The 15,571-nt window shown below is 56.4% G+C and carries 18 protein-coding genes; 13 read left to right on the top strand and 5 right to left on the bottom strand.

From position 1 onward, the window contains the following. The first annotated feature begins 76 nt into the window (after nt 1–76). From GCE01_RS13405 to GCE01_RS13395, 3 genes are all read left to right on the top strand, one after another. Nucleotides 77–2,179, top strand: coding sequence for an AsmA family protein (locus GCE01_RS13405; RefSeq protein ID WP_373321831.1), 2,103 nt, complete (start codon nt 77–79; stop codon nt 2,177–2,179). An 83-nt stretch (nt 2,180–2,262) separates the two neighbouring features. Continuing rightward, complete coding sequence (locus GCE01_RS13400) at nt 2,263–3,594, top strand: NCS2 family permease (protein WP_099213252.1); 1,332 nt, start codon at nt 2,263–2,265, stop codon at nt 3,592–3,594. A gap of 59 nt (nt 3,595–3,653) precedes the next feature. Next, a complete protein-coding gene (locus tag GCE01_RS13395; RefSeq protein WP_099213251.1) occupies nt 3,654–4,421 on the top strand; it encodes a hypothetical protein in 768 nt (255 codons plus the stop codon). A 131-nt stretch (nt 4,422–4,552) separates the two neighbouring features. On the opposite strand, the gene GCE01_RS13390 is transcribed toward GCE01_RS13395, so the two are convergent. Continuing rightward, nucleotides 4,553–5,032 (bottom strand): hypothetical protein, encoded by a 480-nt coding sequence (locus GCE01_RS13390; RefSeq protein WP_099213250.1) that lies wholly within the window; start codon nt 5,030–5,032, stop codon nt 4,553–4,555. 11 nt (nt 5,033–5,043) lie between these two features. Further along, nucleotides 5,044–5,388, bottom strand: a complete 345-nt coding sequence (locus GCE01_RS13385) for a hypothetical protein (RefSeq protein ID WP_099213280.1) — start codon at nt 5,386–5,388, stop codon at nt 5,044–5,046. 137 nt (nt 5,389–5,525) lie between these two features. Between GCE01_RS13385 and GCE01_RS13380 the strand changes: the two genes are divergently transcribed. From GCE01_RS13380 to GCE01_RS13360, 5 genes are all read left to right on the top strand, one after another. Continuing rightward, nucleotides 5,526–5,780 (top strand): sulfurtransferase TusA family protein, encoded by a 255-nt coding sequence (locus GCE01_RS13380; protein ID WP_046902033.1) that lies wholly within the window; start codon nt 5,526–5,528, stop codon nt 5,778–5,780. A 98-nt stretch (nt 5,781–5,878) separates the two neighbouring features. Continuing rightward, nucleotides 5,879–6,130 (top strand): exodeoxyribonuclease VII small subunit, encoded by a 252-nt coding sequence (locus GCE01_RS13375; RefSeq protein WP_046901294.1) that lies wholly within the window; start codon nt 5,879–5,881, stop codon nt 6,128–6,130. Beyond that, nucleotides 6,127–7,029, top strand: a complete 903-nt coding sequence (locus GCE01_RS13370; RefSeq protein ID WP_086633029.1) for a polyprenyl synthetase family protein — start codon at nt 6,127–6,129, stop codon at nt 7,027–7,029. The genes GCE01_RS13375 and GCE01_RS13370 overlap by 4 nt, the downstream gene beginning before the upstream one ends. 4 nt (nt 7,030–7,033) lie before the next feature. Beyond that, nucleotides 7,034–9,016 (top strand): 1-deoxy-D-xylulose-5-phosphate synthase, encoded by a 1,983-nt coding sequence (dxs, locus tag GCE01_RS13365; RefSeq protein WP_099213249.1) that lies wholly within the window; start codon nt 7,034–7,036, stop codon nt 9,014–9,016. A 3-nt stretch (nt 9,017–9,019) separates the two neighbouring features. Further along, the gene (locus tag GCE01_RS13360) at nt 9,020–9,784 is read left to right on the top strand and encodes a TlyA family RNA methyltransferase (protein WP_099213248.1); all 765 of its coding nucleotides are present in this window, start codon (nt 9,020–9,022) and stop codon (nt 9,782–9,784) included. Here GCE01_RS13360 and GCE01_RS13355 read toward each other — a convergent pair. Both GCE01_RS13355 and GCE01_RS13350 read right to left on the bottom strand, forming a co-directional pair. Then, on the bottom strand, nt 9,735–10,319 hold the full coding sequence (locus GCE01_RS13355) for a TetR/AcrR family transcriptional regulator (RefSeq protein ID WP_099213247.1): 585 nt from the start codon (nt 10,317–10,319) through the stop codon (nt 9,735–9,737). The genes GCE01_RS13360 and GCE01_RS13355 overlap by 50 nt on opposite strands. Further along, nucleotides 10,316–10,783, bottom strand: coding sequence for a nuclear transport factor 2 family protein (locus GCE01_RS13350; protein ID WP_099213246.1), 468 nt, complete (start codon nt 10,781–10,783; stop codon nt 10,316–10,318). The genes GCE01_RS13355 and GCE01_RS13350 overlap by 4 nt, the downstream gene beginning before the upstream one ends. Before the next feature lie 128 nt (nt 10,784–10,911). Here GCE01_RS13350 and rlmN point away from each other — a divergent pair, with 128 nt between their 5' ends. The 3 genes from rlmN (at nt 10,912) to GCE01_RS13335 (ending at nt 13,941) form a co-directional block, all read left to right on the top strand. Beyond that, nucleotides 10,912–12,123 carry a 23S rRNA (adenine(2503)-C(2))-methyltransferase RlmN gene (rlmN, locus tag GCE01_RS13345; RefSeq protein WP_099213245.1) on the top strand — a complete coding sequence of 404 codons (1,212 nt, stop codon included), beginning with the start codon at nt 10,912–10,914 and terminating at the stop codon, nt 12,121–12,123. A gap of 73 nt (nt 12,124–12,196) precedes the next feature. Further along, nucleotides 12,197–13,429, top strand: a complete 1,233-nt coding sequence (locus GCE01_RS13340) for an argininosuccinate synthase (RefSeq protein WP_046901287.1) — start codon at nt 12,197–12,199, stop codon at nt 13,427–13,429. 23 nt (nt 13,430–13,452) lie between these two features. Next, complete coding sequence (locus GCE01_RS13335; RefSeq protein WP_086633024.1) at nt 13,453–13,941, top strand: FKBP-type peptidyl-prolyl cis-trans isomerase; 489 nt, start codon at nt 13,453–13,455, stop codon at nt 13,939–13,941. A gap of 36 nt (nt 13,942–13,977) precedes the next feature. On the opposite strand, the gene GCE01_RS13330 is transcribed toward GCE01_RS13335, so the two are convergent. Next, entirely contained in the window at nt 13,978–14,520 is a 543-nt protein-coding gene (locus GCE01_RS13330; RefSeq protein WP_046901285.1) for a thymidine kinase, read from the bottom strand. 146 nt (nt 14,521–14,666) lie between these two features. On the opposite strand from GCE01_RS13330, the gene GCE01_RS13325 reads away from it, so the two are divergent. Then, complete coding sequence (locus tag GCE01_RS13325; RefSeq protein WP_174694848.1) at nt 14,667–15,101, top strand: c-type cytochrome; 435 nt, start codon at nt 14,667–14,669, stop codon at nt 15,099–15,101. Further along, nucleotides 15,098–15,547 (top strand): c-type cytochrome, encoded by a 450-nt coding sequence (locus tag GCE01_RS13320; protein ID WP_099213244.1) that lies wholly within the window; start codon nt 15,098–15,100, stop codon nt 15,545–15,547. The genes GCE01_RS13325 and GCE01_RS13320 overlap by 4 nt, the downstream gene beginning before the upstream one ends. Nucleotides 15,548–15,571: the final 24 nt, after the last annotated feature.

The raw sequence follows: 15,571 nt of genomic DNA, 5'->3' as shown, positions 1-15,571 counted from the left end.
GGCTGCAAATCGTATTCATACCAATGCAGTCATATTTCTTCTTCGGCCAGATTTTTCGTGATGTGGAGTTTCAATGATGAGTGATGCCTCGTCCCAAAAGGTTCGTCGCAAGCATCCTGTTCTAAAAGTAGCAGGTAGCTTTTTGGTCGCTCTCGCCATTGCCATCATCGTCTTGGTGTTTGTCTGGCAGTGGGACTGGTTCGTTCCCCTCATCAATCGCAAAGCCTCTGCGGCACTGCATCGCCCGGTCAGCATTGCTCATCTTCACGTTTCACCGGGCCTGCGCACCAGCGTCACGGTCGATGATCTGAAAATTTCCCAACCCGAAGGCTTTGAAAAAGAAAAGGCCGACTTTGCGTCTGCCAAATCCCTGACAGTGAAAGTAGATGTCTGGCGCTACCTGACCGGACGTGGCCTTTTTATCCCGGTAATCCGCATGGATACCCCGAGAGGGGAAATTATTTCCCTGATGAACGGCCGTAATAATTATACGTTCGGCGACACATCCAAAGATAACCAATCGGCCTCATCCTCAAGCACAACAACCCTACCGGATCTCGGTGAAATCGACATCCAGAATGCGGACATTCATCTGGTACTAGCTCAGTTGAAAACAGATATGCACGTGCTTGTTCACACGACGCCGGCTCAGGCCAACCAAAAAGGAAACGTCGTCGTGGATCTCAAGGGACGCTACGCTCAGGCACCAATCAACGGCCACATTGTTGGTGGGGCTCTTCTCTCGCTCACCAAGCCTGCTGAACCGTATCCCATTGATGGGCGCATTGCTAACGGCCCAACCTATGTAACCCTCAAGGGAACGGTCGACGACCCGCTTCACTTCAAGGGAACAAAGCTCGCCCTTCACTTCGCGGGCCCAGACATGTCTTTGCTTTATGGACTGACGGGTGTTCCTGTGCCGCACACTCCGGCCTACAGCATCACGGGTAACCTCGGATATTCCGAAAATGCCATTCGTTTCCAGAAATTCGAAGGGAGGATGGGATCGTCTGACATTGGTGGAGACATCAACGTCAACCCCCACCTGAAACCACCATTCGTAGAGGCTGCCTTACACTCGCGCTCAGTCGACCTGGCGGATCTCGGAGGATTCATCGGAGCAAAAACAGGCGAGGCAAAGAAAACCGCTCCTCCAAGCAAAAGCGTGCTGCCCGATCAGAAAATCAATGTTCCCAAGCTGAATGCCGTGAATGCACACGTGACCTATCACGGTGATCATATCCGCAACAAAGACCTGCCGCTTGACAACATTGATACGGAGTTCGACGTCAAAGACGGCGCTATTGATCTGAAACATCTGACTTTTGCGACGGGCTCTGGGAAAATCAGCGCCGCTGCAACCTTGGAACCAACGAAGAATGAGCAGTTCCGGACCAAGTTTCGTCTTGATATTTCTCGCCTCCCCCTCTCTCAGATCATGAAAGCAACAGACACCTTCAAAGGTGAAGGAACGATCGGTGGCCATGTCACGCTGACATCAACAGGAAATTCTGTCGCATCGCTGGTCGCGAACGGAGATGGCGGAACCACACTTGTGCTGGATCGGGGCGGAGATGTTACGGCTCTTCTCCCAGATCTGCTGGGGCTAAAGCTGGGATCAGCAGTTTTGTCCGCTCTTGGAATTCCAAACCGATCGAGACTTGAATGTCTTGTCGCTGATATGCCCCTGGATAGCGGCATTCTGAAAACCAAGTCTCTACTGCTCCAGACAGAAACCACCCGCACGACCGGAACGGGAACAGTCAATTTCCACAACGATACTCTCGACTATGCTGTCACTACCCGCTCAATTCACCCTCAGATCCTCTCTCTTCCAGGCGCAGTGCATATTTTTGGCCCCCTCAGCGGCCCCAATATTCTGCCCGGAGCAGAACTGGTAGGGCGTGTTGCAGCGTCCGTAGGCCTTGGTTTTCTCTTCCCGCCTGCTGCGCTCATCCCAACTATTCAGTTGGGTGTTGGGGAAGGCTCAGCCTGTGAACGTGCGGTACGAGAAGCCAACACAAACCCGGCTGCAGGAATTGCGCCAGGCGGTACGACAGGAGGTGGAGCGAGCAGTGTGCCACATCCGTCAAAGGCGGCATCTTCTGGCAAGCCTGCGAAGCGCCTGACACCTGCTCAGGTTAAAAAAGCGTGGGCTCAAAAAACGAACCCGAAATGAAAAATCACCAAGGCCCCATGGCGGAATGAACTTTTTTCACTATAGCTGAGCAAAATTTTCATTCCCGCCGGAGTGCCTGATCGTTGCTGTCCACACTCGACCGCTGGTTTCATATTTCCGCCCGCGGCTCCACCGTTCCGCGTGAGATCATCGCTGGCCTGACGGTTTTCGGGGCCATGGCCTATATCGTCGCTGTCAATCCAGCCATTCTGTCGGCGGCGGGACTGGATCGCCATGACATGGTCATGACCACGATTGCAGGAGCAGTCGCTGGTACACTGCTCATGGCTTTGTGGGCGAGACTGCCAATCGCTCTAGCTCCGGCCATGAGTAGCAACGTTCTGTTCGCGCAGGTTGTCGTTCAGCAAGCCCATGTGAGCCCACGAACCGCCTTTACAGTCGTCCTTTTCAGCGGCCTGTGCTTCACAGCACTTTCTCTCAGTCAGATACGCCAGCGCATTATCCGCGGGTTTCCGCCCTCAATTGTCTTGGGCATTCAAGTCGCGCTGGGTGCTTTCATCGCACGCATCGGCCTCACCACCAGTGGCATTGCTGTCCCGACGACTCAGGGACTGACGTTCGGTTCTCTGAGTGATCCGTCCGTTATTCTCAGCCTAGCTGGCGTGCTTCTCTGTGCCGTTCTCGTGGTTCTGAGAGTACCCGCCGGGCTTCTTCTGGCGATTCTGACACTGACCGTGGCAGGCCTGTTCATTCATACCGATAAGGGCGCAATCACGAGCCTGCCCACGCATATGGTGGACTGGCCACATTATCCCACCAATCTGTTTCTTCCTTTTGATTTTGCAGGTTTTTTCTCCCACCTCGGCCTTCTGGTTCCCATCACGCTCTACTTCCTCATCAGTGACTTTTTTGATGCGACTGCAACGATGATGAGTGTTGCCCATCGTGCAGGTCTGGACGGAACGCCCGAGAAACCGGCGCTGGATCATCGTGCTTTTGCATCTGACGGCGCAGCCAGCATCATTGGGGCCAGCCTCGGGACGTGTACGGTTTCAGCCTATGTCGAAAGCCTCGCAGGTGTCGAAGCTGGAGGCCGAACTGGCCTGAGCGCCCTGATCGTCGCCCTGCTATTTGCAGCTTCCTCCATTTTCTGGCCCCTGATTACAGCTATCCCGGCCATCGCGACGGCGCCCGTTCTGGTTCTGGTCGGCCTCAATATGCTTGGCAGCCTCCACCGCGTGGCCTCCAACCCGTCCGATGCTATTCCGCCCCTCACGATGCTGCTCATCGCCGGGATCACCGGAAACTTCATGCTTAGCCTGTCCTGCGGCTTGCTGCTTTATACGGGATTGGCCCTCGCATTGCGGGACTTCAAACGCCTTACGCCAATTGTGCTCGGCCTCGATGCTGCGTTTCTTTTCTATATGGTTCTGCAAAGTCACATGGGCGGCTAACAAACTTTGACCGCTCAGTTTTAAGCCTTTCTTAAGGGGAGATAGAACACTATCTCCCCATGAAAGCAGCCCCACACGTCTTCATTGCGACACCCTGCTTTGGGGGAACAGTTACCCAAGCATACATGCAGTCCATTATCAGCTGCATGAGTGAAGCGCCTTCTCACAATATTCGCCTGACGCTCTCGACACTAGGAAGCGACGCCTTGATTACACGGGCACGCAATACGCTTCTCCACCAGTTCATAACCCAAACAGACGCCACACACCTGCTATTTGCAGACAGTGATATTGGTTTTTCGTTTGCAGATATTCAAGCACTTCTAAACGCCGACAAGCCGGTTATTGGCGGAGCCTACCCGCTCAAATCTCACTACTGGGACCATAATACCCAGCGGTTCATGGGCAAAGGCGAACCCCCAGAGAGCGCCAGCCTACGCTATGTTGGCGACTGCTCTGCGCTGTATGACACTTCTCCGCCAGCCGAAATTGCTTCCGTTTCTTACGTCGGAACTGGCTTCATGCTGCTGACGCGCTCCACAATCAGCCAGATGATGAGCGCCTGTCCCGAGACCGAATATGCCCGCATCGATGCTCAACAGAGTGGCCGTCGCACCGATCGTCCGATCACACAGAATCCTTTTGCCTTGTTCGACTGCATGATTGATCCGGAGACGAGAACATATCTCTCCGAAGACTTCGCGTTTTGTCGTCGATGGCTCAAAATCGGCGGAAGCGTCTGGCTTCATCGGGGACTGCGCCTGTCCCACACTGGTCCTGCGACGTTCCAGGGCAATCCCCAAAACAGGCTTTTCGCGCTTCGTTAAATACCCATAAAAATCAGATTAAATAATTGGCATATTCAGCTACGCCACTATTCGGTCATAATATACCGATTTAAGGTAAACCTGCGATGTCGGGAGCGTGATGCATACAGGTCCCCGGCATCGCTCTCGCTTTAAGCCTGAACAGCTCTCCTGAAATAATCAACATTGGCCATAGGGTCTGCCGCGCCGAGCGGGGTGTTGTAATGCACCTTGTGATACCGGCTTAAGGCAAACGGATCCTGTGCAGAAGGCAGTGCTTCCCGAACACGGTAAAACCGGATTCGCGCCATCGCACAGGCATATCGTAAATTACTGACCATCTGCGCACTGCGTGGCAGATCATGAGCCAGCATGTTTTCCAGAATGCCAGCATATGGCTGCCCAACCGGGAAACGCAGAAAGTTAGCCCAGCAATCGTCGTGGGTTGCAGGTTCCATTTGCCATAGCCCCAGCGCTGGCCCTCCCCCAATCTGCTTTACGTAGGCTCCTCTACTCTCAGCCAGCGCCGTACCCGTTAGAAGATTAACGGCTGCTGTCCCGCCTAGTCCGAGCGCCGCAAGGGCTGGCTGCACCACCAGATGCTTGAGTTGTCCGACATCAAGACCTTCCATGACTCGTCCCCTCAATGCGTGCTGAGAGACAGAGCGAAATGCACCATCCCAGTTCCGAGGATGGATGTTGCCAGCGTCACTATCGCCGTCAGAACAGCCCGGCCACCGATCAGACGGTCCAGCTTTCCATTCACAATCCTGTTACCATTATCGACTTTGGTCTCCAGGGATTTCATCTGATCCCGCAGAGAACTGATTTCCTGTCTCATCTCCGTACGCAGTTGTTCGTACCGATCTGACAACCCCCCAGCGACTGTTTCCAGTCGAAGAACACGGTCTTCCAAAATACGGATCGTGTAAGCCCGATGCTCATTTCCCTCGGAAGACGGCGCCCTTTCGGAGATCTGTTTGTCCATGTGTTCCTCAAAAACAAAAAAAGCGCCCCGAAGGACGCTTTGTGGCATTGAGCCATAGTTATAGAAAAACCGTGCTATTCCGGCAATGGGAAATCCGTTACTTGGCCCACGGCACGGCGCAGGGCATAACAGGCGTCATGACGATACCTCCGACGGAGACCCTGCTGGACCTGCGCGGTCTTGCCTGCCCCATGCCCGTTCTCAAGGCGAACCGCGCCCTGCGTGACATGGCGCCCGGAACACGCCTCCGTATTCTGGCAACGGATCGCGCTTCAGTGGCGGATTTCCAGTCTTATTGCCGCGAAACAGGCCATGCGATGGTGGCCTTCACAGAGAGCGCTGGCGTTCTTTCATTTGTCATCCGCAGACGTGCAGAAACGCAACCCTCCTGAAGAAACTCCCCCGTTCCCAAGCACAGGGCTGGCAAAACCTGTCATCTGGCTGTAATCCCTCGCTACCTTGTTTCCCAAAGCGTGTCTTGAGGCTTTCCATGCCCGAACCCATTGATGCCATGTCTTTCGAAGATGCCCTCTCCGAGCTGGAGCGGATCGTCCGTGGCCTTGAAGGCGGACAGATGAAGCTTGAAGACGCCATTTCTGCCTATGAACGCGGTGCAGCCCTACGTAAGCACTGCGATGCAAAGCTGGGAGAGGCCGAGATGCGTGTGCGCGCCATTGTCCAGAACGATGACGGCAGCACAGGCACGGAGCCTCTTGCCGATACCGGAGAGACCGGCCGATGAGTGCCACCACGTCCACCTCCCTCAAGGAGGCTCTCGCCCACGCCTGCACGGACATCGAAGCAACAATCGACGCCCTGCTCCCGATGGTGCCGGGTGACGAATCCATTCTTCTTGAAGCCATGCGCTACGCTGCCCTTGGTGGCGGAAAGCGTCTTCGTGGCTTTCTGGCCGTAGAAGTTGCGTCTCTATTTGGTGCAGACCGCAAGGCTGCGCTGCGCGTTGCGGCGTCAGTCGAACTGCTGCACGCATATTCTCTTGTGCATGATGATCTCCCGTCCATGGATGACGATGATCTCCGTCGTGGGCGTCCCTCCACGCACCGTCAGTTTGACGAAGCCATTGCCATTCTTGCCGGCGACGCTCTTCAGACGCGGGCTTTCGAGATCCTTCTTGAGGATGAAACGTCTTCCGACGCCACCATCCGCTCCAACCTCGCACTGGCCCTGGCTCGTGCCTCAGGCGCAGCGGGAATGGTTGGTGGCCAGGTCATCGATATCCGGGGTGAAGGCCGTGCCCTCCCTCTGGATGAAGTCCGTCGCCTGCATGCCCTGAAAACGGGTGCCCTGATCCGCTATGCCGCCGAATCAGGAGCGATTCTGGCTGGTGTGACGGATGATCGCCGGGACGCCATCGTCGCCTACGGCCAGAATCTTGGAACAGCCTTTCAGGTTGCAGACGATGTTCTGGACACGACCGCAAGCGCCGAGGAACTCGGCAAAACCGCTGGCAAGGACGAAGCCAGCGGCAAATCCACTTATGTCTCCCTGCTTGGCATTGACGGAGCCCGCGCCGAGGCCCGCCGCCTGAGCGATCAGGCCCGGGAGGCCCTTTCATCTTTCGGCGCACAGGCCGCGGCCCTCAGGGCTCTTGCAGACTACGTCGTCGAGCGCAGGAACTGATTTCATGAGCAACCCGTCTTCCACGATTCCTACATACGGCCGCTATCCAGTTCTGGACCGCGTGACCCTGCCGTCAGATATGCGGAATCTTTCCGTCGATCAGCTCAAGCAGCTTGCCGACGAACTGCGCTCCGAAACGGTTGACGCCGTTTCCACAACCGGCGGTCACCTTGGCGCCTCTCTTGGCGTCGTCGAACTGACCGTTGCGCTACACGCCGTATTCAACACGCCGGATGACCGTATCATCTGGGATGTTGGCCATCAGGCTTACCCGCACAAGATCCTGACAGGCCGTCGTGATCGGATCCGCACCCTGCGTCAGCCGGAAGGTCTGTCCGGCTTTACCCGCCGCGCAGAAAGCGAATACGACCCGTTCGGTGCCGCTCATTCGTCCACGTCCATTTCTGCCGGTCTTGGCATGGCTGTGGCCCATCATCTACGCGCGGAAGAAGATCCGAGCTACCATGAGCGCAACGTGATTGCGGTCATTGGTGACGGCTCCATCTCCGCTGGCATGGCCTACGAAGCCATGAACAACGCCGCTGTTGCAGGTCCGGGCGCGAACCGCCTGATCGTGGTGCTGAACGACAATGAAATGTCGATCGCACCGCCTGTCGGTTCAATGTCGAACTACCTGTCCCGCCTGATGTCCTCTCGCCAGTTCTTCGGTCTGCGTGACTTGGCTGGCAAGGTTGCCAAGCGCCTGCCCGGCAAGATCGAGCGGACGGCCAAGCGCGCTGAAGAATATGCCCGTGGCATGATCACAGGCGGCACGCTGTTTGAAGAGCTCGGTTTCTACTATGTCGGCCCGGTTGACGGCCATGACATGAACCAGCTCGTCCCCATCCTGCGCAACCTGCGCGATGCGGACGATCAAGGCCCGATCCTGCTCCACATCATCACGGAAAAAGGCCGCGGCTATAAGCCTGCCGAGGCTGCTGGCGACAAATATCACGCTGTCAGCAAATTCAATGTCGTGACAGGCGAGCAGAAGAAGGCTCCGGCTGGACCGCCGAGCTACACGTCGATTTTCAGCCGCGAACTCCTGCGTCGCGCGGAAGCAGACGACAAGCTCGTTACCATCACGGCAGCGATGCCTTCCGGCACAGGTCTTACAGCTTTCGCCAAAGCCTATCCGGACCGCTTCTTTGACGTCGGCATTGCCGAACAGCACGCCGTCACTTTTGCTGCAGGTATTGCGTCCGAAGGTCTGCGTCCATTCTGCGCCATTTACTCCACGTTCCTTCAGCGCGCCTATGATCAGGTCGTGCACGACGTGGCGCTTCAGAACCTTCCTGTCCGCTTCGCTATCGACCGCGCTGGTCTGGTCGGTGCTGATGGCGCGACGCATGCCGGGTCTTTCGACCTGAACTACCTGTGCTGTCTGCCAAACATGGTCGTGATGGCTCCGTCGGACGAAATCGAGCTGCTGCATGCTACGGCAACGGCTTGCGAATACGACGCTGGCCCGATTGCTTTCCGTTACCCCCGTGGCAGCGGTATCGGCCTCGACCTTCCGGAAAAGGGCGAAGTGCAGGAAATCGGCAAGGGCCGCATCGTTCGCGAAGCACGTCAGGCACCTGGCGCCCGCGCAGGTGTCGCCATCCTGTCGCTAGGTACACGTCTGCACGAATCTTTGCGCGCAGCGGACCAGCTGGCCGCTCAGGGCGTACCGGTCACGGTAGCAGACGCCCGCTTCGCCAAGCCGATCGACACGAAGCTCGTTGATGATCTGGTCAGCCAGCATGAAGTGCTCATCACCCTTGAAGAAGGTGCGATTGGCGGCTTCAGCAGCTTGGTTGTGCAGCACCTCGCAGAAACCGGCCTGCTGGATACGGTGAAATTCCGTCCACTAGCTCTCCCGGACAGGTACATCGATCATAATGCCCCTGACGTTCAGTATGACGAAGCTGGCCTGACAGCTCCGCATATCGTTCGCACGGCAGCATCTGCACTGGGCGTCGAAGTCGTCCAGCAGTCTGCCTGAGTCATGGCCAAACGCCGCGCAGACCAGCTCCTCGTTGATCGGGGACTGGTTGACAGCCGAACCCGTGCCCAGTCCCTCATTATGGCAGGTCTTGCCTATACGGGGGATCGGCGCATCGCCAAGGCTGGAGACCAGCTTCCAGAGGATGCCCCCCTGTCCCTCAAAGGGCAGGATCATCCCTGGGTGTCTCGCGGCGGCCTAAAACTCATTCACGGCATCGAGCATTTCGGGCTGGACCCCAAAGGCCGTATTGCCATTGATGTCGGTGCCTCAACGGGCGGATTTACGGATGTCCTTCTCACGCACGGCGCGACGAAAGTTTATGCCGTTGATGTCGGGCATGGTCAGCTTGCTTGGAAAATCCGCTCTGATGAACGCGTCGTCGTCATGGAAAAGACGAACGCGCGCGCGCTCACAGCGGAACAGATTCCTGAACGCGCAGGCATCGTCGTTTGCGACGCCAGCTTTATCAGCCTTAAGACCGTACTGGCCGCCGCGCTTAAGCTAACAACCCCGGATGCCTGGGCTATCGCTCTGATCAAACCGCAATTTGAAGCCGGGCGAAACGAAGTCGGCGCAAAGGGCGTAATACGCGATCCGGCCGTTCATGAGCGCGTCTGTGCCGAAATCCACGAGTGGCTTTCGGCCATTCCAGGATGGGAAGTGATGGGCGTTGAAGCCAGCCCCATTACTGGCCCCGAAGGCAATCGGGAGTTTCTCATTGCCGCTCGTCGTAATGGTCCGCTGGAAGATCCAGACGCAGCTTGAACGCCTCAAGACGACGTTTGAAAACATCCGCCTCGCCTCGAGCATGGGCCAAAACCAATGCCCCCTGAATGCCACTAACAATTTCCTCAGACAGATCAACAGCGTCGCTTTTCGAGCGCCCCTGCCTCTGGAGCGCCTGAGACAGACTTTCCTGCCATCGCAGAAAATAGTTTCTAATCTGCATAGCAAACGATGTGTCTACGCTCAGGGCCAGCAACCCCATCAGACAAATTCTTTGGCCTGACCTAAAGTACTCCTTGGTACCTTCGAACATTGCTGTCAGGCCGACTTTGGGGTCTTCTTCCGTTTCCAGAGGGCTAAAAATTTCAGCATCGAACCACCGCTGGATATGCTCCAGGACTTCATCAGCCATCTGCTTCTTCCCTTCCGGAAAGAAATTATAGAGGCTGCCTTTTCCCAGCCCCGTCGCAGCTGTGAAGCGACTGAGAGACGCCCCTTCGTACCCATACTGACGAAATACCTCAGCGATATTTTGTAAGATGGCAGTACGGCTACGGCCGCCTGATCCCGTCATAGCCCTAAATCACTCAATCCAGGATGCTCCTCAGGTCGAACCTTACCTTCCCAGTGGAACAGGCGTTGAGCGTCTTTGATTGGCATATCATTGATGCTGGCATGCCGCTCTGCCATGAGGCCTGCCTCGTCAAAACCCCAGTTTTCATTCCCGTGCGATCGCCACCACTGGCCCTGCCCATCTCGCCACTCATAAACAAAGCGGACGGCGATCCGGTTCTCGTGAAATGCCCAAAGCTCCTTAATCAGCCGATACTCACGCTCCTTCTCCCATTTTCTCGCAAGGAATTCCTTAATTTCAGACCGCCCGTGAACAAACTGATCCCGGTTTCGCCAACGACTGTCGGCCGTATAGGCCAGCGCAACTGTCTCCGGATCTTGACGGTTCCAGGCATCTTCAGCCGCTCGAACTTTCTGAATAGCGGTGTCCCGCGTGAATGGGGGCGCAGGTGGACGCGTCTGCATGTCGTACCTTTCAGAACCAAAGAAGAAACCATATTTTGTACCGATCGGTACAAAGAGTCTAATCTTTCTTGCACCACCTCACTTTCCCTTGGAAATCTGCGCCCTCCCCGTGCTATGGCTCCGCCGCCATGACCGCTTTGAAACATCCCGACACCCTCCCCCGTATCAATTCCATCGCTTCAGATGATCTGAATGAGGCGGAGCGCGAACGCATTCGCGCAAAGTCCGCCCTGTTCGCCCCACCTGAGGCACGATTGGAAGACGGACGGCGTGATCTGGTTGGAATGTCGCGCGAAGAGCTGGCAACCCTGATGACGGAAATTGGCGAAAAGCCTTTCCGCGCAAAACAGATCTGGCACTGGATCTACCATCAGGGTGCCACCGACTTCTCGAAGATGAGCACAATCGCCAAACCCCTTCAGGCGAAACTTGCAGACCACTTCATCGTCGGCCGCCCGACGACAACGACGGAACAGACGTCGGTGGATGCAACGCGGAAATTTCTTTTCCGCTTTCGCGACGGTCAGGAAGCTGAAACAGTTTATATTCCTGATCGTAAGGAAGACCGTGGCGCTGTCTGCATTTCGTCGCAGGTCGGATGTACGCTCTCCTGCACGTTCTGCCACACAGGGACGCAGAAGCTCGTTCGCAACCTCGGCCCAGCAGAAATTGTCGGCCAGTTCATGGCTGCACGAGACAGCTACAAGGAGTGGCCAAGCCCAAGCGCGGACATGCCACGCTTTCTCTCCACCATCGTTCTGATGGGAATGGGCGAACCACTCTACAACTACGATAACGTCGCCAAAGCCATGCGCATCGTCATGGATGGAGAAGGCATTGCTCTCTCCCGGCGCCGCATCACGCTGTCTACGTCAGGCGTTGTGCCGATGATGGATCGCTGTGGTGAAGAACTGGGCGTAGGCCTCGCCATTTCCCTGCATGCGGTAACGAACGAACTGCGCGATCAGATTGTCCCTCTGAACCGCAAGTACCCGATCGAGGAACTGATGGCAGCCTGCAAGCGTTATCCTGCAGCATCCAACTCCCGTCGGATCACCTTCGAATACATCATGCTGCGCGGCGTGAATGATAGCGAAGCCGATGCAAGGGAGTTGGTCCGCCTGATCAAGGACCTGCCGGCGAAAGTGAACCTTATTCCTTTCAATCCGTGGCCGGGATCAGAGTTCCGTCCCTCCACAAAAGAGCAGCTCGCAAAGTTTGCAAAGATCGTGATGGATGCAGGATTTGCAGCCCCGATCCGTACACCGCGTGGCCAGGACATTCTTGCAGCTTGCGGACAGCTCAAAACCGAAAGCGAGCGTCAGCGCAAAAGCGTCTGACGCCCGGTTTCCCTCACGGACGCGGGATGCTAGAAACGCCTTCCGAACGAACACCATTAAGGACCACGCAGTTATGAGCGCCCATCAGGACGTCAAGAAAGTCGTTCTCGCCTATTCCGGCGGGCTGGACACTTCGGTCATCCTTCGATGGCTCCAGAAGACCTATAACTGCGAGGTCGTGACCTTTACGGCTGACCTTGGTCAGGGCGAAGAGCTGGAGCCGGCCCGCAAGAAGGCCGAGATGTTCGGCGTGAAGGAAATCTTCGTCGAGGATCTGCGCGAGACCTTCGTGAAGGATTACGTCTTCCCGATGTTCCGTGCGAACACGGTTTATGAAGGCCAGTACCTGCTCGGTACGTCCATCGCTCGCCCGCTGATCGCCAAGCGTCAGATCGAGATCGCCGAAGCTGTTGGCGCTGATGCCGTGGCTCATGGCGCAACCGGCAAGGGCAACGATCAGGTCCGTTTCGAACTTGGCTACTATGCCCTGAAGCCGGACGTGAAAGTCATTTCCCCATGGCGCGAATGGGAACTGACATCCCGGACGAAGCTGCTTGAGTTTGCAGAAGAAAACCAGATCCCTGTCACGAAGGACAAGCGCGGCGAAGCCCCGTTCTCCGTTGACGCCAACCTTCTGCACTCCTCGTCCGAAGGCAAGCTGCTCGAAGATCCGGCTGTGGCACCTGACGAAATCGTTTTCCAGCGCACCATCTCCCCGGAAGCCGCGCCAGACAAGGCTACGGAAATCAGCATCGACTTCGTGAATGGTGACCCGGTTGCCATCAACGGCGTTGCGATGACCCCGGCAACACTGCTGACACGCCTGAACGAGCTGGGCCGCGACAACGGCATCGGCCGTCTGGACATCGTGGAAAACCGCTTTGTGGGCATGAAGTCCCGCGGCATCTACGAAACGCCAGGTGGCACGATCCTGCTGGCCGCTCATCGTTCCATCGAGAGCATCACGCTGGACCGCGAAGCTGCCCATCTCAAGGACAGCATCATGCCGCGCTATGCGGAGCTGATCTATAACGGTTTCTGGTTTTCCCCAGAGCGCCGGATGCTTCAGGCTCTGATTGATGCCAGCCAGCATTCCGTCAACGGCCGTGTCCGCATGAAACTCTATAAGGGCAATGTCGTTTGCGTCGGACGCGAAAGCCCGAACAGCCTGTATGATACCCGCGTCGTGACATTTGAAGATGACGAGGGCGCGTATAACCAGCAGGACGCACAGGGCTTTATCAAGCTCAATGCCCTGCGCCTGCGTCTGGGTGGTCAGATTGGCCGCCGCGGCGGCGCACTCTAAGTACAAACCAGTAGCGGGGGACCATGACCAGCCTGTTTCGCCTTACATCAGCCTTGACCCTTTGCGGCGCACTCCTTGCAGGATGCGCCGGACACAAGGAAGACGCGCCAGAACTGACGCCCGAACAGTTCATGGCGAAGGTCCAGGCGGAACCGGGTGTCAAAACCCTCCCAGATGGCCTGAGCTATAAAGTTCTGAAGTCCGGCCCCAAAGATGGTGAAAGTCCGCATCGTGGCTCCACCATCATGGTGATCTATGAAGGACGCCTGCCAGACGGCGGAATTTTTGACAGCTCTGACCAGCATGGCAGCGGTGCCTACATGGAAATGCCGCTGGATGGCTTGGTTGATGGCTGGCTCGAAGCTCTGCCGATGATGCACGTTGGCGATGAATGGATGCTCTATCTTCCAGCCAAGCTAGGCTACGGGAAGCGCTCCATGGGCATCATTCCGCCCAACAGCCCACTCATCTTCAAGCTCCAGCTTCTGGGCGTCAATAACGGACAGCAGTAAGTCCTGCTGCTTCACTTCAGCTCTGCCAGAGAGGCCTCAAGGCACCTCTGGCAGGCACCAGTGCTCATCGCACCGCGCCTCATAAAGCTCCTGATCTCCCGTTTCGAGAAGATGCCCAGTCTCATGTGTCTTGGCAGTCCACTGAGCTGGCTGATTGCAGACATGGCACCGAGCTTCCAGATGAATAATTTCATCGGCGAACTGCATGAGCCTCGATACAATTTCAAACGGCTCCTGACGATAATCACTATCCAGACCGCCGACAGTGACAGTTGCTCCGCGCAATCGGGCCGACTGTAACTCTGCAACGATATCTCCCTCGTAATGAGGTGAGACCATGAACTGCACTTCATCCAGAACAATGTGTGAATAGTCCTCGGAATGAGACGGCCAGCGCCGCACGGAACGCGCTGCGAAATGTGAGCCATCCCGACTGACCAGTTCTGCACCGTCACGCGTATCGAATCCCGGCTTCAGTGCCAGAACGCGTTCATGCGCAGACGCAGCCTTGATCAGATGCGAAGATTTTCCTGCAAACATTGGCCCCACATACAGTACCAGACGTCCCTTGCCGCTCATGCTTTCTCCTTCTGATGCGCCCATGAGCCCTATCGGAACGGTTTTGCCAAGAGCCACCCTTGCTGAACGCACCATGAAAATGCGACAAACCTTCTGTGATCAGATTAGACCCAGCAATCCGGCTTCCCCTGTTTATTGCCATTTTCATGGCAATTGTCTTTGTGGTGGGCCATGCGTGGGAAAATCGTGAACAGGCCCCCCGAGAATATTCCAACGAGTGCAGTATCTGCCATCATGGCGGCCATGGGCAGGTGCGAGCCGTTGCTCCAATCTTTGGGCGGGTTGGGCATATTGCCCTGACTCCCGAAGGCCATCGCTACATTATCCACGTACTGCTGAATGGCCTTGACGGACCGATCACAGCGGGTGGCGCTCCTTACAACAGTTCCATGCCATCATTTCATCGCCTTTCAGATGATGAAATTGCACGGATCCTGACATTTGTTGGAGGAAAAGAAATGGCCGCAGGGGGGCCAACATTCACGGCTGCCGAGATCGCTGAAGAGCGCAAACATCCGCTGTCACCTCAGGAAGTTCTGCTTGAACGCCAGAAACTGGAACAGCAGTCCCCTCTCCCATGAAACGGATCGCTTTTCTTGGTTGTCTCGCACTTGCCTGCTGCGGGAAGAAACCGGCTGGTCAAGCCGTTTATGGGCCCAACTGCGGTATCTGCCACCATGGCGGAAGTGGAATGCCCGGGGAAACACCGCCCCTCGTGGGCCGAGTAGATTTCATCGCCCAAACACCTGAGGGTCGCCACTATCTCGCGAATGTTCTTCTGAATGGCCTCCGTGGCCGTTTCACCACGCAGGGCTATCGCTATAACTATTCCATGCCCGCATATCGTAATCGCCTCACTGACCAGCAAATTGCTGATACCCTGAACTGGCTGATTGCACGCGGCAATATCAAGCCTTCCCCCACCATCACGCCAGCCGAGGTCGCCAGTGCACGTGCACAGCAGGGTGACCCGGCAGCGAGTTACCAAGAACGACAGCTCCTGGAGCAGAAGCAGCCGCTTCCCTGAGAGCATGACCTTTCCCCAAAGCTG

This window comes from Gluconobacter cerinus, assembly GCF_002723935.1.
GTDB classification, from domain to species: Bacteria; Pseudomonadota; Alphaproteobacteria; order Acetobacterales; family Acetobacteraceae; genus Gluconobacter; species Gluconobacter cerinus.
The sequence above is the reverse complement of the archived record's forward strand: the minus strand, read 5'-3'. Positions and strand labels throughout refer to the sequence as shown.

What these genes read in the sequence shown, in the direction of transcription:
- GCE01_RS13360 (WP_099213248.1), top strand. Translation starts at nt 9,020, where the DNA reads ATGGCCAAACGCCGCGCAGACCAGCTCCTCGTTGATCGGGGACTGGTT.
- GCE01_RS13335 (WP_086633024.1), top strand. Translation starts at nt 13,453, where the DNA reads ATGACCAGCCTGTTTCGCCTTACATCAGCCTTGACCCTTTGCGGCGCA.
- GCE01_RS13375 (WP_046901294.1), top strand. Translation starts at nt 5,879, where the DNA reads ATGCCCGAACCCATTGATGCCATGTCTTTCGAAGATGCCCTCTCCGAG.
- GCE01_RS13370 (WP_086633029.1), top strand. Translation starts at nt 6,127, where the DNA reads ATGAGTGCCACCACGTCCACCTCCCTCAAGGAGGCTCTCGCCCACGCC.
- GCE01_RS13380 (WP_046902033.1), top strand. Translation starts at nt 5,526, where the DNA reads ATGACGATACCTCCGACGGAGACCCTGCTGGACCTGCGCGGTCTTGCC.
- GCE01_RS13390 (WP_099213250.1), bottom strand. Translation starts at nt 5,032, where the DNA reads ATGGAAGGTCTTGATGTCGGACAACTCAAGCATCTGGTGGTGCAGCCA.
- GCE01_RS13325 (WP_174694848.1), top strand. Translation starts at nt 14,667, where the DNA reads ATGGCAATTGTCTTTGTGGTGGGCCATGCGTGGGAAAATCGTGAACAG.
- GCE01_RS13355 (WP_099213247.1), bottom strand. Translation starts at nt 10,319, where the DNA reads ATGACGGGATCAGGCGGCCGTAGCCGTACTGCCATCTTACAAAATATC.
- GCE01_RS13405 (WP_373321831.1), top strand. Translation starts at nt 77, where the DNA reads ATGAGTGATGCCTCGTCCCAAAAGGTTCGTCGCAAGCATCCTGTTCTA.
- GCE01_RS13385 (WP_099213280.1), bottom strand. Translation starts at nt 5,388, where the DNA reads ATGGACAAACAGATCTCCGAAAGGGCGCCGTCTTCCGAGGGAAATGAG.
- rlmN (WP_099213245.1), top strand. Translation starts at nt 10,912, where the DNA reads ATGACCGCTTTGAAACATCCCGACACCCTCCCCCGTATCAATTCCATC.
- GCE01_RS13330 (WP_046901285.1), bottom strand. Translation starts at nt 14,520, where the DNA reads ATGAGCGGCAAGGGACGTCTGGTACTGTATGTGGGGCCAATGTTTGCA.
- GCE01_RS13320 (WP_099213244.1), top strand. Translation starts at nt 15,098, where the DNA reads ATGAAACGGATCGCTTTTCTTGGTTGTCTCGCACTTGCCTGCTGCGGG.
- GCE01_RS13350 (WP_099213246.1), bottom strand. Translation starts at nt 10,783, where the DNA reads ATGCAGACGCGTCCACCTGCGCCCCCATTCACGCGGGACACCGCTATT.
- dxs (WP_099213249.1), top strand. Translation starts at nt 7,034, where the DNA reads ATGAGCAACCCGTCTTCCACGATTCCTACATACGGCCGCTATCCAGTT.
- GCE01_RS13395 (WP_099213251.1), top strand. Translation starts at nt 3,654, where the DNA reads ATGAAAGCAGCCCCACACGTCTTCATTGCGACACCCTGCTTTGGGGGA.
- GCE01_RS13340 (WP_046901287.1), top strand. Translation starts at nt 12,197, where the DNA reads ATGAGCGCCCATCAGGACGTCAAGAAAGTCGTTCTCGCCTATTCCGGC.